The following is a 14,769-nucleotide window of genomic DNA, read 5'->3' on the forward strand; positions in this document are numbered from 1 at the left end:
GATGCTGTACGAAACGAATGAACACATCGATGCGAAACAAATGAATCCGCTGGCCTTGGCCTATATGGGGGATGCCGTGTATGAAACGTATGTGCGGCAGCTCCTCCTCACCAAAGGAAGGGTCAAGCCCAATCAGCTCCACCGGGCCGCCACAAGCTATGTGTCGGCAAAATCACAGGCGGCGATCCTCAAGTGGATGTTCGAGGAAGAGCTCCTCTCTGAAGAGGAGGTCCTGGTCGTCAAACGGGGAAGGAATGCGAAATCCGGCACCACCCCCAAGAATACAGATGTGCAGACGTATAAGCATAGTACCGCTTTTGAAGCGCTGCTCGGATTTCTTTTCCTTCAGAATCGCATCGAGCGGCTGGAGGAATTGATCACGTTGATCTTTGAACAAAAAGGAAAGGAGGAAAGAGCATGAGTAACGAATTAGATTTTATTGGAGGACGTAACCCCGTCATTGAAGCGTTGAAGTCGGGGCGGGATATCAACAAGATTTGGATCCAGGAGGGGTCGCAGAAGGGATCGATGCAGCAGGTCATCGGTCTGGCGAAGGACTCCAATATCCTGGTCCAGTTCGTACCGAAGAAGAAAATTGAACAAATGGTCCCCGAGAATCATCAGGGTGTCGTTGCATCGGTTGCAGCTTATCAGTATGCAGAAATCGATGATCTCTTCAACAAGGCACAGGAAAAGGGGGAGGATCCTTTCTTTCTGATCTTGGACGAGCTTGAAGATCCACATAACCTCGGTTCCATCATGCGGACCGCCGATGCTTCAGGTGCACACGGGATCATCATTCCGAAGCGACGCGCAGTCGGTTTGACGTCGACGGTGGCCAAAGCGTCCACCGGGGCCATTGAACATATCCCCGTGGCACGGGTCACCAACCTGTCACGTGCAGTCGAGGAACTGAAGGACCGCGGTGTATGGATCGCCGGTACGGATGCCAAGGGCAGTCAGGACTACCGCAGGCTCGACGGTACGCTTCCCATCGGTTTGATCATCGGGAGCGAAGGCAAGGGGATGAGCAGGATCCTGAGGGATAAATGCGACTTCCTTGTTCAACTGCCGATGGTCGGACATGTGACATCATTGAATGCCTCGGTGGCAGCCAGTATTTTAATGTATGAGGTTTACCGCACCCGCCACCCGCTGGGAGAATAGCCATGGACATTCTCCTAGTGGACGGATATAACATCATCGGTGCCTGGCACGAGCTGAACGAGCTGAAGAAGAAGGACTTGTCGGCTGCCAGGGACCGCCTGGTGGAACAGATGGCTGAATACCAAGGGTATACCGGCTATCGGGTGATCGTCATTTTTGACGCCTATTACGTGCAGGGAATCGCAAGGAAATACAACAACTATAAGGTGGAAGTGATTTTCACCAAAGAGAATGAGACGGCAGATGAGCGGATCGAGAAACTTGCCATCGAGCTCAACAACATCAAGACGCAGATCCATGTAGCGACGTCTGACTTCACGGAGCAGTGGGCGATATTCGGTCAGGGAGCCCTGCGGAAATCGGCCAGGGAACTTCTGAACGAAGTAAATGCCATCGAAAAGAAAATCGAAAAAAAAGTACGAAATTCGACAGACCGAAAGCCCCCTACGAAGATACCGTTGTCGAATGAAGTCGCTGAAATCTTTGAGAAATGGCGGCGCGGAGAACGATGACCGGTTGACGATTGAATTTTCTGTCATGTATAATATTTCTATCTATTGCTACGCGCGGGGGGATGTCTGTGAGCAATATCACCAGGACAGAAGCATTTGACGAGAAATTGGTGACAATGGATGACGAAGCAATCATAGAAGCGGTTCATCAGGGTCATAGCGAAGCGCTGGATTATTTGATTAAGAAATATCGCAATTTCGTAAGGGCGAAAGCACGTTCCTACTTCCTGATCGGTGCAGATAAAGAAGATATCGTGCAGGAGGGGATGATCGGCCTTTATAAGGCCATCCGCGACTACAGGGAGGACAAGCTAACCTCTTTCAAGGCGTTTGCGGAACTGTGCATCACCCGACAGATCATAACAGCCATTAAGACAGCCACTAGACAGAAACACATACCGCTCAATTCCTACGTGTCATTGGACAAGCCGATTTATGATGACGAATCGGACAGAACGCTGCTCGATGTCATCTCAGGTGCGAAAGTCATGGATCCTGAAGCTCTCATCATCAACCGTGAAGAATTCGATAATATGGAAGATAAGATGGCCGAGCTCCTGAGTGATCTTGAACGGAAGGTGCTCGCATTGTATCTTGACGGGCAATCCTACCAGGAAATCTCAGAAGAGTTGAACCGCCATGTGAAGTCCATCGACAACGCATTGCAGCGCGTGAAGCGGAAGCTTGAACGCTACTTGGAAGTCCGGGAAATAACCATGTAACCGTATTGACACAATTTGGTGACCGTGTTATTTTTGATAGGACTTAATATGGACCGAACAGGGTCCGGACCGGGTGATAGGATGACAAAGAAATTAATACTGGCCTGTACCGTTTGCGGATCGCGGAACTACAGCGTTCCCGGCAAGCAGAATCAGTCCGTTCGATTAGAATTAAAGAAGTTCTGTAATACGTGCAATTCCCACACCCTTCACAAGGAAACAAAATGATGGGGACGGAACTCTACAGCATTGATACTAGTTGGAGGTTACTAACGGATGTTTAAATTCTTTCGCAACGTAGCATCGGAAATGAGGAAGGTTAGCTGGCCGTCCCGCAAAGAGCTTACGCGCTATACCATCACGGTTATCACGACCGTTGTCGTATTTGCCCTGTTCTTCACGGTGATCGACCTTGGTATATCAGAACTCATGCGAGTCCTCATCGATTCAAAATAAAGAAACAGAGATTTACCTGTATATATACCGTCAAAGCATGGTATAATGGACGATAATAGAGTACTGACCTTTGAGCCCGTTATCTTTTACGGGTTTTTTACATTGTCTGAAAGAGATGATGGAAGTGTATTCTTACAAAGCGAGGAGGGACGGACTGGAGAGTCCTAACATATGGAAAAGAATTGGTATGTGGTCCACACGTATTCAGGATATGAGAACAAAGTCAAAGCCAACCTGGAAAAGCGCGTAGAAACCATGGGGATGCAAGATAAGATCTTCCGTGTCATCGTGCCTGAAGAGGAAGAGACAGACATCAAGAACGGCAAGAAAAAAGTAATCAAAAAGAAGGTATTCCCAGGCTATGTCATCGTCGAGATCGTCATGACGGATGATTCATGGTATGTCGTGCGGAATACTCCGGGTGTGACCGGCTTCGTCGGTTCATCGGGATCCGGCTCCAAGCCGACAGCGCTTCTTCCGGAAGAAGTGACCAATCTGTTGAAACAGATGGGCATGAGCGAGAAGAAAGTGGAAGTGGACTACGAGCTTGGTGAAACAGTCAAGGTCAACGAAGGTCCATTCGCAAACTTCACCGGGACGATCGAAGAGATCGATTCTTCCAAAACGAAGCTCAAAGTTCACGTCAATATGTTTGGCCGCGATACGCCGGTTGAACTTGATTTCTCTCAAGTCGATAAATTATAATGGAAAAGAACTTGAAATCACTCTGAAAAAATGATACTATTTCATAAGTCAGTGCGTCTCGACGAGAGCCACTGAACCTAATAGACGTTCTTTATGTTGATAAAGACATTTTTTACATGAGTGGGAGGGTGTACAACCCAATAACCACATCACGGACTTAAGGAGGTGTGTCTCGTGGCTAAAAAAGTTATCAAAATGGTTAAATTGCAGATTCCTGCCGGTAAAGCTAATCCAGCTCCACCAGTTGGTCCTGCACTAGGTCAAGCAGGTGTTAACATCATGGGATTCTGTAAGGAATTCAATGCTCGCACAGCCGATCAAGCTGGCTTAATCATTCCTGTTGAAATCACGGTTTTTGAAGACCGTTCATTTACATTCATCACTAAAACTCCACCTGCTGCTGTATTGCTTAAGAAAGCAGCTGGTATCGAGTCTGGTTCAGGCGAACCGAACAGCAAAAAAGTGGCAACACTTAAACGCGATAAAGTACGTGAAATTGCTGAATCAAAAATGCCTGACCTGAATGCAGCTAGCGTTGAATCAGCTATGCGCATGGTAGAAGGAACTGCACGCAGCATGGGAATCGTCATCGAAGACTAATCCCTGCTACCGAACAGATTCCTGTTGACTGAGGTTGCGATGATGAAATGTACGTTTCACTCTCGCAACCTTATTTCGTGGGAGGTTATTCCGCTAAAACCACAATGAGGAGGATATTCAAAATGGCTAAAAAAGGCAAGAAGTTTCTTGAAGCTCAAAAGCTAGTAGATCGTACTACTGCTTATTCAGTTGAAGAAGCAATCGAACTAGTTAAGAAAACAAACTTCGCTAAGTTTGACGCGACTGTTGAAGTAGCGTTCCGCTTAGGTGTAGATACTCGTAAAAACGACCAGCAGATCCGTGGAGCAGTCGTGCTTCCACACGGTACTGGTAAAACTCAAAAGGTTCTTGTATTCGCTAAAGGCGAAAAAGCAAAAGAAGCAGAAGCTGCTGGCGCTGACTTCGTAGGTGATGCAGACCTTATCAACAAAATCAACCAAGGTTGGTTCGAGTTCGACGTAATCGTTGCAACTCCAGACATGATGGGTGAAGTTGGTAAGCTTGGTCGCGTATTGGGACCAAAAGGCCTTATGCCAAACCCTAAAACTGGAACTGTTACATTCGACGTTGAAAAAGCTGTCAACGAAATCAAAGCTGGTAAAGTTGAGTACCGTGCTGACAAAGCTGGTAACGTACACGTACCGGTTGGTAAAGTATCTTTCGACAACGAAAAGCTTGTTGAAAACTTTGCTACGATGTATGACACAATGCTTAAAGCTAAACCTGCTGCAGCAAAAGGAACTTACGTGAAGAACGTTTCCGTAACTTCTACAATGGGACCTGGCGTTAAAGTCGATCCTTCAACTTTCGCTGTTAAGTAATATTTGGCATTGACTTGCCGCAGGCTAATGGTTATAATTAGTCCTGTTGTGAAAAATGAATACATTTGTACCGTAGACAGTAGGAGCCTTCAACGGCTTAATCCCCTACCGAGGTAATTGCGATAAAATACATGCTTCCGGCGTGTTTGCAATGCCCTTGTGTCTACCCGATGCAAGGGCATCTTTTATTGGATGACGGTATGAATGTTCATCAGTAAATCTACAGGAGGTGTAATGATGAGCAGCATTCTAGAGCAAAAGCAACACATCGTCGGAGAAATCTCTGACAAACTTAAAAACAGTGTGTCAACAATCATTGTTGACTATCGTGGACTTAACGTTTCCGAAGTAACTGAACTTCGTAAACAACTTCGCGAAGCTGGAATCGACTTCAAAGTGTACAAGAACTCAATGACACGTCGTGCAGCTGCTGAAGCAGGTCTTGAAGGTCTTAACGAATTCCTAACTGGTCCAAACGCAATCGCGTTCAGCACGGAAGAAGTTGTAGCTCCTGCCAAGATCCTTAACGCTTTCGCGAAAGATCACGAAAACCTTGAAATCAAAGCGGGTGTCATCGAAGGTCAAATCACTTCCGTTGAGGATGTTAAAGCAATCGCTGAACTTCCAAGCCGCGAAGGACTTCTTTCTATGCTACTCAGCGTGCTTCAAGCACCAATGCGCAACTTCGCGTTGGCTACAAAAGCCGTTGCCGATCAAAAAGAAGAGCAAGGCGCGTAAGTTAAAGCAAGCCGTTTGACCAAACCAATAACGAACCATAACAAGGAGGAAATATAAAATGAGTAAAGAGCAAATCATTGACGCGATCAAAGAAATGTCAGTTCTTGAACTAAACGACCTAGTTAAAGCAATCGAAGAAGAATTCGGAGTAACTGCTGCTGCACCTGTAGCTGTAGCTGCTGGTGGCGGAGAAGCTGCTGCTGAGAAAACTGAATTCGACGTTATCCTTGAGAGCGCTGGAGCTCAAAAAATCAAAGTCATCAAAGTCGTTCGCGAAATCACAGGTCTTGGCCTTAAAGAAGCGAAAGAAGTTGTTGATAACACTCCAAAACCACTTAAAGAAGGTATTTCTAAAGAGGAAGCTGAAGAACTTAAAGCTAAACTTGAAGAAGTTGGAGCTGGCGTAGAAGTTAAGTAATTCAACTTATAGAAGAAAAGCTCGCTATCATGGCGGGCTTTTTTCTTGCTTTTACCTGTGTGGCGTGTGCTCTCAGGTGGATTCCTGCATGACCCGATATGTCAGGCAGATCAGAGGAGATGATTTCAGTGACAAACCACTATTATTCACAAAATCCTGAAGTCGGGAGTGATCCCCAGCACTTCACCTTCGATCTTCGCGGTCACTCATTCCGGTTCAAAACCGACCATGGTGTCTTTTCGAAGAAAGAAGTCGATTTCGGCTCACGCGTGCTGATCGATGCATTCGAACCGTCCGAAGTAGAAGGTCCTGTCCTTGATGTGGGGTGCGGCTATGGTCCGATCGGGCTGTCTCTGGCAAAAGAGTTCCCTGAACGGATAATCCATATGATCGATGTAAATGAAAGGGCGCTTTCTCTTGCATCTGAAAATGCCAAGGCCAACGGAATCGGAAATGTGGAAATCTACCGAAGTGATCGATTGGCCCAAGTAGAAGAGAAGAAGTTCTCTGCGATCTTGACCAATCCCCCGATCAGGGCAGGTAAAGAAACGGTTCATGCGATTTTCACAGAAAGTGCAGAGCATCTGGCGGAAAATGGCGAGCTATGGGTCGTGATTCAGAAGAAGCAGGGTGCGCCATCGGCCATGGAGAAATTGGAAGAGTTATTTTCCAATGTGGAAGTGGTCGTGAAGAAGAAGGGGTATTACATCCTGAGGTCTGTGAAAGAAATTCGTTGACGTAGCATTTCTGCTATGATAACATTATAAAATGCAAAAATATTATTTTCCGGTATTATGCCTATATGTATACTTGGAGCATAATTTGGAAAAGATTATAAAATAATAGTTCGTCATATGAAAATGAGGTTTTATCATTAAAACCCTTTTTCTTTTTGTCTTATGCAGACTTGCATGACTGCACAAAGGCATATAGAACAACCAAAACGCTTGATTTGAGGGGTGAATCAGTTGACAGGTCAACTAGTTCAGTATGGACGACACCGCCAACGCAGAAGTTTTGCGCGTATCAGTGAAGTTTTAGAATTACCGAATCTAATCGAAATTCAAACTTCCTCGTATCAATGGTTTCTTGATGAGGGGTTAAGAGAGATGTTCCGCGACATTTCTCCGATTGAGGACTTTACTGGTAATCTTTCTTTGGAATTCATTGATTACAGCCTTGGAGATCCAAAGTACTCGGTGGAAGAATCAAAGGAGAGGGATGTAACATACTCTGCTCCGTTAAGGGTGAAAGTCCGTCTTGTTAATAAGGAAACTGGAGAAGTAAAGGATCAAGACGTATTTATGGGTGATTTCCCATTGATGACCGACACAGGTACATTCGTCATCAATGGTGCGGAACGTGTTATCGTTTCTCAGCTCGTACGTTCTCCTAGTGTCTACTTCAGTGGAAAAGTAGATAAGAACGGGAAGAAAGGGTTCACTGCTACCGTTATACCAAACCGCGGAGCTTGGCTTGAGTATGAGACAGATGCGAAAGATGTAGTATATGTGCGAATTGACAGAACTCGCAAACTGCCGGTAACGGTTCTTTTACGTGCCCTTGGGTTTGGCTCTGATCAAGAAATCATCGATCTGATCGGTGACAACGAGTACATCCGTAACACGCTGGAAAAAGACAATACAGAAGGCATCGACAAAGCATTGCTCGAAATCTATGAGCGCCTCCGTCCTGGAGAGCCGCCGACAGTAGAGAATGCGAAAAGCCTTCTCGTTTCACGTTTCTTCGATCCTAAGCGCTATGACTTAGCGAACGTAGGACGCTATAAAATGAACAAAAAGCTTCATATCAAAAACCGTTTGTTCAACCAGACCCTGGCCGAAACTCTTGCAGATCCGGAAACAGGTGAAATCCTGGCTGAAAAAGGAACAGTCCTTGACCGCCGTGCCCTTGATAAGATCATTCCTTATCTTGAAGAAGGCATCGGTTTCAAGACGTACCAGCAAAATGGCGGTGTGCTTGATGATGATATCCTTCTTCAATCGGTGAAGATTTATTCTCCGAACGATGAAGGGGAGCACGAAATCACTGTAACGAGTAATGCTTACGTAGAAGAAGAGATTAAATACATCACACCGGCAGATATCATTTCTTCCATCTCGTATTTCTTCAACCTTCTTCACGGAGTGGGATTGACGGATGATATCGATCACCTCGGTAACCGTCGCCTTCGTTCAGTTGGTGAATTGCTTCAGAACCAATTCCGTATCGGTCTTTCCCGTATGGAGCGTGTGGTTCGCGAAAGGATGTCAATCCAGGATACGAATACGATCACGCCTCAACAGCTGATCAACATCCGTCCTGTTATTGCATCCATTAAAGAGTTCTTCGGTAGCTCTCAGCTTTCCCAGTTCATGGACCAAACGAACCCCCTTGGTGAATTGACGCATAAACGTCGTCTTTCTGCCCTCGGGCCTGGTGGTTTGACCCGTGAACGTGCAGGCTTTGAAGTACGTGACGTTCACTATTCCCACTATGGGCGTATGTGTCCGATCGAAACGCCGGAGGGTCCGAATATCGGACTGATCAACTCACTTTCATCATTTGCGAAAGTGAATAAGTTCGGCTTTATCGAAACACCTTACCGTCGTGTCGACCCTGAAACAGGAAAAGTGACCGATCGCATCGATTACTTGACTGCCGATGAAGAAGATAACTATGTAGTCGCACAGGCCAATGCGCGCCTTGACGAAGATGGTTCATTCCTTGATGAAGAAGTCATCTCCCGTTTCCGCGGTGAGAATACGGTCATCAAGCGTGAACGTCTTGACTACATGGATGTATCTCCGAAACAGGTTGTTTCAGCGGCGACAGCATGTATCCCGTTCCTTGAGAACGATGACTCCAACCGTGCCCTGATGGGAGCGAACATGCAGCGTCAAGCGGTGCCTCTTATGAATCCGGAATCACCGATCGTCGGAACAGGTATGGAACACGTATCTGCCAAAGACTCTGGTGCTGCCGTGATCTGTAAGCACGAAGGGATCGTAGAGAAAGTCGAGGCAAAACAGGTTTGGGTTCGCCGCGTGAAAGAAATCGACGGTCAAGAAGTACAAGGTGACCTCGATAAGTACCGCATGCAAAAATTCATCCGTTCCAATCAAGGAACTTGTTATAACCAACGTCCGATCGTCTCTGAAGGGGACCGTGTAGTCAAAGGAGAAATCCTTGCTGATGGTCCTTCCATGGAGAAGGGTGAATTGGCCCTTGGACGAAACGTTATGGTCGGCTTCATGACTTGGGATGGTTACAACTATGAAGATGCCATCATCATGAGCGAACGTCTTGTAAAAGACGATGTGTATACATCCATTCATATCGAGGAATATGAATCAGAGTCCCGTGATACGAAATTGGGACCTGAAGAAATCACCCGCGATATCCCGAACGTCGGGGAAGACGCATTGCGCAACCTTGACGAGCGCGGAATCATCCGCATCGGTGCAGAAGTAAAAGACGGAGACCTCCTTGTCGGTAAGGTAACGCCTAAAGGTGTAACCGAGCTTACTGCAGAAGAACGTCTTCTACATGCCATCTTTGGTGAGAAGGCACGTGAAGTCCGTGATACTTCCCTCCGTGTACCACACGGCGGTGGCGGAATCATCCTTGACGTGAAAGTCTTCAATCGTGAAGATGGAGACGAATTGCCACCAGGAGTGAACCAGCTGGTCCGCGTTTACATCGTTCAGAAACGTAAGATTTCTGAAGGAGATAAAATGGCCGGTCGTCACGGTAACAAAGGGGTTATCTCACGGATCCTTCCGGAAGAAGATATGCCATTCCTGCCTGACGGAACTCCGATCGATATCATGCTTAACCCTCTAGGGGTACCATCTCGTATGAATATCGGACAGGTGCTCGAGCTTCACCTTGGTATGGCAGCAAGATACCTGGGCATCCACGTTGCTTCTCCAGTATTCGATGGAGCACGCGAGGAAGATGTGTGGGCTACAATCGAAGAAGCCGGAATGGCACGCGATGCCAAGACGGTCCTCTACGACGGCCGCACAGGTGAACCGTTCGATAACCGTGTATCAGTCGGAATCATGTATATGATCAAGCTGGCTCACATGGTCGACGATAAACTGCATGCCCGTTCAACTGGTCCTTACTCACTTGTTACCCAGCAACCGCTTGGTGGTAAAGCACAATTCGGTGGGCAACGTTTCGGTGAGATGGAGGTATGGGCACTTGAAGCTTACGGTGCTGCATACACGCTACAAGAAATCCTTACCGTTAAATCGGATGACGTGGTCGGTCGTGTGAAAACATACGAAGCCATCGTCAAAGGTGAAAATGTCCCTGAACCGGGAGTTCCAGAATCATTCAAGGTTCTGATCAAAGAGCTTCAAAGTCTGGGCATGGATGTCAAAATGCTATCAAGCACAGAAGAAGAGATCGAAATGCGCGATCTTGAAGATGAAGAGGAAGGCCAGCAAGCCGATACACTCAACATCTCCAATGAAAAACAGTCCGAGACAGTAGGGTCCAAAGAATAAATTTTGAGCAATAAGGGTTAGAGCCTGTAGATTAAAAGGGAGGTAGGCCCCTTGCTAGATGTGAATAATTTCGAATATATGAAGATTGGTTTAGCTTCCCCCGATAAGATCCGTTCGTGGTCTTTCGGGGAGGTTAAAAAACCTGAAACGATCAACTATCGTACACTTAAACCAGAAAAAGACGGTTTGTTCTGTGAGCGTATCTTCGGTCCTACAAAGGACTGGGAATGTCACTGCGGAAAATACAAGCGCGTCCGTTATAAAGGTGTAGTATGTGACCGCTGTGGTGTCGAAGTCACTAAAGCGAAAGTGCGCCGTGAGCGCATGGGTCACATTGAACTTGCTGCCCCTGTATCACACATCTGGTACTTCAAAGGAATCCCAAGCCGTATGGGTCTTGTCCTCGACATGTCTCCAAGGGCGTTGGAAGAAGTTATTTACTTCGCTTCCTATGTTGTAACAGAACCGGGAGATACGGCTCTTGAGAAGAAGCAATTGCTTTCTGAAAAAGAGTACCGTGCATACCGTGAAAAATACGGCGTCAAATTCCATGCAGCCATGGGTGCCGAAGCAATCAAAAAACTTCTTCAAGATCTTGATCTTGATAAAGAAGCCGATTTCCTTAAAGAAGAACTGAAGACTGCACAAGGGCAACGACGCACACGTGCGATCAAACGCCTTGAAGTGGTTGAATCCTTCAGAAGTTCTGGAAATGATCCGGATTGGATGATCCTTGACGTCCTTCCTGTCATCCCACCTGAACTTCGTCCGATGGTACAGCTTGACGGTGGACGTTTTGCGACATCCGACCTCAATGATCTATACCGTCGTGTCATCAATCGGAACAACCGTCTGAAGCGCTTGTTGGACCTTGGTGCCCCAAGCATCATCGTTCAAAATGAAAAGCGTATGCTTCAAGAAGCAGTCGATGCATTGATTGATAATGGTCGTCGCGGACGTCCGGTAACGGGACCAGGTAATCGTCCATTGAAATCCCTCTCTCACATGTTGAAAGGGAAGCAAGGACGTTTCCGTCAAAACCTTCTTGGTAAGCGTGTTGACTACTCTGGCCGTTCCGTAATCGTCGTAGGACCGAACTTGAAAATGTATCAATGTGGTCTTCCGAAAGAGATGGCCCTTGAACTCTTCAAGCCTTTCGTCATGAAAGAACTCGTCGAGCGTGGACTTGCTCACAACATCAAGAGTGCGAAACGCAAGATCGAACGCGTACAACCGGAAGTATGGGATGTACTAGAAGGCGTCATCAAGGAGCATCCGGTCCTTCTGAACCGTGCACCTACCCTTCACCGACTTGGTATCCAAGCGTTCGAACCGACCCTTGTCGAAGGTAGAGCGATCCGTCTTCACCCACTCGTATGTACTGCGTACAACGCCGACTTCGATGGTGACCAAATGGCGGTCCACGTACCACTATCTTCTGAAGCACAAGCAGAAGCGCGCATGCTCATGCTTGCTGCCCAGAACATCCTGAACCCGAAAGATGGTAAGCCAGTCGTTACACCATCACAGGATATGGTACTAGGTAACTATTATCTAACTCTGGAGCGTGAAGATGCTGTAGGTGAAGGTATGATCTTCAATGATGCCAATGAAGTATTGCTAGCATACCAAAATGGTTTTGCTCATCTTCATACCCGTATCGCGATCCATGCCGGAACTCTCAACAACCAAACGTTCACAGATCAACAAAATAAACAGCTGCTCGTCACAACAGTCGGTAAGGTGATCTTCAATGAAATCCTGCCTGACACATTCCCGTTCATCAATGAACCGACGAAGACGAACCTCGAGGTGGCAACACCCGAGAAATACTTCGTCAACCCAGGAACGGATGTGCCAGCACTGTTCAAAGAGCGCGAATTGATCAATCCATTCAAAAAAGGATTCCTTGGAAACATCATCGCTGAAGTATTCAAGAAGTTTGCCATCACTGAAACTTCCCGCATGCTTGATAAGATGAAGGACCTCGGATTCAAATTCTCTACTAAAGCAGGAATCACGGTCGGTATCGCCGATATCGTCGTACTTGCTGAAAAAGAGGAAATCCTGATTGAAGCTCAAGGTAAAGTGGATAACGTCTTGAAACAATTCAAACGTGGTCTCATTACCGAAGAGGAAAGATATGATCGCGTCATCTCCATCTGGAGTGCCGCTAAAGATACGATTCAAGGTAAATTGATGGCTACGTTGGATAAACGCAACCCGATCTTCATGATGAGTGACTCTGGTGCCCGTGGTAACGCATCTAACTTCACTCAGCTTGCCGGTATGCGCGGACTCATGGCCAACCCGGCTGGACGTATCATCGAATTGCCGATCAAATCAAGTTTCCGTGAAGGTCTGACGGTACTTGAATACTTCATCTCCACTCACGGTGCGCGTAAAGGTCTTGCCGATACAGCCCTGAAAACAGCCGACTCAGGTTACCTGACCCGTCGTCTGGTTGACGTGGCACAAGATGTCATCGTACGTGAAGAAGACTGTGGCACAGACAGAGGACTCCTTGTCGGATCCATCAAAGAGGGTACAGAGATCATCGAACCTCTTGAAGAGCGTCTGCTCGGTCGTTACTCACGTAAGACACTTCGTCATCCTGAGACAGATGAAATCCTTGTGAACGAAAATCAATTGATCACCGAAGATCTGGCTAAAACCATTGTTGATGCAGGTATCGAGCATGTGTCCATCCGTTCTGCCTTCACATGTAACACCCGTCACGGTGTATGTGAAAAATGTTACGGTACGAACCTTGCAACCGGTCAAAAAGTGGAAGTCGGGGAAGCAGTCGGTATCATCGCCGCTCAATCTATCGGGGAACCAGGAACGCAGCTTACAATGCGTACATTCCATACCGGTGGGGTTGCAGGAGACGATATCACACAAGGTCTTCCACGTATCCAGGAAATCTTCGAAGCGCGTAACCCGAAAGGTCAAGCGGTCATTTCTGAAATGGACGGTGTCATCACTTCCATTTCAGAAGGAAAAGATCGTCAATATGAAATCACTGTACAAGGTGATGTCGAGTCAAGGAACTATACAGCTCCTTACACGGCCCGCCTGAAATTCGCAGTGAATGACCGGGTGCTGCGTGGTCAAGAGATCACAGAAGGTTCCATCGATCCGAAGGAACTTCTCAAAGTACGCGACGTCGGTGCCGTACAGGAATACCTATTGCGTGAGGTACAGAAAGTTTACCGTATGCAAGGGGTTGAAATCGGAGATAAGCACGTTGAAGTCATGGTGCGACAAATGCTCCGTAAAGTACGTGTCATCGATGCCGGTGAAACGGAAGTACTTCCGGGAACACTCATGGACATCCATCAGTTCAGGGACGCGAACGAAAGTGCATTGCTTAAAGGCGATACACCTGCAACCGGACGCCCTGTCCTACTTGGAATCACGAAGGCTTCCCTTGAAACGGATTCCTTCTTGTCAGCAGCTTCGTTCCAGGAAACAACCCGCGTGTTGACAGACGCCGCAATCAAAGGTAAGCGCGATGAGCTCCTTGGATTGAAAGAAAATGTCATCATCGGTAAGTTGGTTCCAGCCGGAACAGGCATGCAGCGTTACCGCAGAGCCGAACAGGTCCTATCTGAAGAAATCTCTGAAGAGACGGTCACTGTCGACTAATTGATTTGGAGCTGACTCCTGGACCCATCGTCCGGGAGTCGGCTTTTATAAATCTTTTGTTCTGATGTTGACATTAGAATATGAAGATGATAATATATTCAAGGTTGCTCCTATTAATAACCTGTACTTTGGAGGATATGATATGTCTTATGAAAAAGTATCGCAGGCGAAAGACGTTATTGTAGGAACAAAGCAAGCAGTGAAAGCTCTGAAAGCCGGTCAGGTAACCGAAGTAGTCATAGCGGAAGATGCTGATCCCAAAGTGACCGCGAACGTTTTGCAGACCGCAATCGATCTGAACGTACCCTTTACCAAAGTTGATTCGATGAAGAAACTCGGTAAATCGTGCGGAATAGATGTCGGGGCGGCAGCTGTTGCGATAATACAGTAAAATAGTTTTTGTAGAGATGATCTGCAAAGGCTTTACTTTTACCCAAAAATGATCCACCTGGATGTGTG

15 protein-coding genes and 1 other annotated feature are annotated in these 14,769 nt (G+C 46.9%); all 15 genes read left to right on the forward strand.

The window, feature by feature from the left end:
- Nucleotide 1 precedes the first annotated feature (1 nt).
- Nucleotides 2–421: a Mini-ribonuclease 3 gene (locus tag K6T23_RS00670; RefSeq protein WP_218247760.1), complete on the forward strand. Its 420-nt coding sequence runs from the start codon at nt 2–4 to the stop codon at nt 419–421.
- Complete coding sequence (gene rlmB, locus K6T23_RS00675) at nt 418–1,167, forward strand: 23S rRNA (guanosine(2251)-2'-O)-methyltransferase RlmB (RefSeq protein WP_238283397.1); 750 nt, start codon at nt 418–420, stop codon at nt 1,165–1,167. Before K6T23_RS00670 ends, rlmB begins: the two co-directional genes overlap by 4 nt.
- Before the next feature lie 2 nt (nt 1,168–1,169).
- The gene (locus K6T23_RS00680; RefSeq protein ID WP_048007594.1) at nt 1,170–1,679 is read left to right on the forward strand and encodes an NYN domain-containing protein; all 510 of its coding nucleotides are present in this window, start codon (nt 1,170–1,172) and stop codon (nt 1,677–1,679) included.
- Nucleotides 1,680–1,795: 116 nt separating this feature from the next.
- Nucleotides 1,796–2,401, forward strand: a complete 606-nt coding sequence (sigH, locus tag K6T23_RS00685; RefSeq protein WP_370294868.1) for an RNA polymerase sporulation sigma factor SigH — start codon at nt 1,796–1,798, stop codon at nt 2,399–2,401.
- An 81-nt stretch (nt 2,402–2,482) separates the two neighbouring features.
- Complete coding sequence (rpmG, locus tag K6T23_RS00690; protein WP_079513658.1) at nt 2,483–2,629, forward strand: 50S ribosomal protein L33; 147 nt, start codon at nt 2,483–2,485, stop codon at nt 2,627–2,629.
- Nucleotides 2,630–2,677: 48 nt separating this feature from the next.
- Complete coding sequence (secE, locus tag K6T23_RS00695; RefSeq protein ID WP_053429958.1) at nt 2,678–2,857, forward strand: preprotein translocase subunit SecE; 180 nt, start codon at nt 2,678–2,680, stop codon at nt 2,855–2,857.
- A 171-nt stretch (nt 2,858–3,028) separates the two neighbouring features.
- Entirely contained in the window at nt 3,029–3,562 is a 534-nt protein-coding gene (gene nusG / locus K6T23_RS00700) for a transcription termination/antitermination protein NusG (RefSeq protein WP_048007597.1), read from the forward strand.
- A 174-nt stretch (nt 3,563–3,736) separates the two neighbouring features.
- Nucleotides 3,737–4,162 carry a 50S ribosomal protein L11 gene (rplK, locus tag K6T23_RS00705; protein ID WP_048007598.1) on the forward strand — a complete coding sequence of 142 codons (426 nt, stop codon included), beginning with the start codon at nt 3,737–3,739 and terminating at the stop codon, nt 4,160–4,162.
- Between the two features lie 122 nt (nt 4,163–4,284).
- Nucleotides 4,285–4,983 (forward strand): 50S ribosomal protein L1, encoded by a 699-nt coding sequence (gene rplA / locus K6T23_RS00710; RefSeq protein WP_048007599.1) that lies wholly within the window; start codon nt 4,285–4,287, stop codon nt 4,981–4,983.
- 52 nt (nt 4,984–5,035) lie between these two features.
- Nucleotides 5,036–5,178, forward strand: a sequence feature (ribosomal protein L10 leader region).
- Nucleotides 5,179–5,220: 42 nt separating this feature from the next.
- Nucleotides 5,221–5,721, forward strand: coding sequence for a 50S ribosomal protein L10 (rplJ, locus tag K6T23_RS00715; protein ID WP_056541782.1), 501 nt, complete (start codon nt 5,221–5,223; stop codon nt 5,719–5,721).
- A gap of 58 nt (nt 5,722–5,779) precedes the next feature.
- Nucleotides 5,780–6,139: a 50S ribosomal protein L7/L12 gene (gene rplL / locus K6T23_RS00720; protein WP_048007601.1), complete on the forward strand. Its 360-nt coding sequence runs from the start codon at nt 5,780–5,782 to the stop codon at nt 6,137–6,139.
- Nucleotides 6,140–6,267: 128 nt separating this feature from the next.
- The gene (locus tag K6T23_RS00725) at nt 6,268–6,876 is read left to right on the forward strand and encodes a class I SAM-dependent methyltransferase (protein ID WP_238283398.1); all 609 of its coding nucleotides are present in this window, start codon (nt 6,268–6,270) and stop codon (nt 6,874–6,876) included.
- A gap of 231 nt (nt 6,877–7,107) precedes the next feature.
- Nucleotides 7,108–10,659, forward strand: coding sequence for a DNA-directed RNA polymerase subunit beta (gene rpoB, locus K6T23_RS00730; RefSeq protein WP_053429956.1), 3,552 nt, complete (start codon nt 7,108–7,110; stop codon nt 10,657–10,659).
- A gap of 51 nt (nt 10,660–10,710) precedes the next feature.
- A complete protein-coding gene (rpoC, locus tag K6T23_RS00735; RefSeq protein WP_238283399.1) occupies nt 10,711–14,310 on the forward strand; it encodes a DNA-directed RNA polymerase subunit beta' in 3,600 nt (1,199 codons plus the stop codon).
- A 142-nt stretch (nt 14,311–14,452) separates the two neighbouring features.
- Nucleotides 14,453–14,701: a 50S ribosomal protein L7ae-like protein gene (locus K6T23_RS00740; protein ID WP_238284359.1), complete on the forward strand. Its 249-nt coding sequence runs from the start codon at nt 14,453–14,455 to the stop codon at nt 14,699–14,701.
- The last annotated feature ends 68 nt before the right edge of the window (nt 14,702–14,769 follow it).

This window comes from Rossellomorea marisflavi (assembly GCF_022170785.1).
Lineage (GTDB): Bacteria > Bacillota > Bacilli > Bacillales > Bacillaceae_B > Rossellomorea > Rossellomorea marisflavi_B.

Coding starts and splice junctions, on each gene's coding strand:
- K6T23_RS00670 (WP_218247760.1), top strand. CDS start 2: ATGCTGTACGAAACGAATGAACACATCGATGCGAAACAAATGAATCCG.
- rlmB (WP_238283397.1), top strand. CDS start 418: ATGAGTAACGAATTAGATTTTATTGGAGGACGTAACCCCGTCATTGAA.
- K6T23_RS00680 (WP_048007594.1), top strand. CDS start 1,170: ATGGACATTCTCCTAGTGGACGGATATAACATCATCGGTGCCTGGCAC.
- sigH (WP_370294868.1), top strand. CDS start 1,796: ATGGATGACGAAGCAATCATAGAAGCGGTTCATCAGGGTCATAGCGAA.
- rpmG (WP_079513658.1), top strand. CDS start 2,483: ATGACAAAGAAATTAATACTGGCCTGTACCGTTTGCGGATCGCGGAAC.
- secE (WP_053429958.1), top strand. CDS start 2,678: ATGTTTAAATTCTTTCGCAACGTAGCATCGGAAATGAGGAAGGTTAGC.
- nusG (WP_048007597.1), top strand. CDS start 3,029: ATGGAAAAGAATTGGTATGTGGTCCACACGTATTCAGGATATGAGAAC.
- rplA (WP_048007599.1), top strand. CDS start 4,285: ATGGCTAAAAAAGGCAAGAAGTTTCTTGAAGCTCAAAAGCTAGTAGAT.
- rplJ (WP_056541782.1), top strand. CDS start 5,221: ATGAGCAGCATTCTAGAGCAAAAGCAACACATCGTCGGAGAAATCTCT.
- rplL (WP_048007601.1), top strand. CDS start 5,780: ATGAGTAAAGAGCAAATCATTGACGCGATCAAAGAAATGTCAGTTCTT.
- K6T23_RS00740 (WP_238284359.1), top strand. CDS start 14,453: ATGTCTTATGAAAAAGTATCGCAGGCGAAAGACGTTATTGTAGGAACA.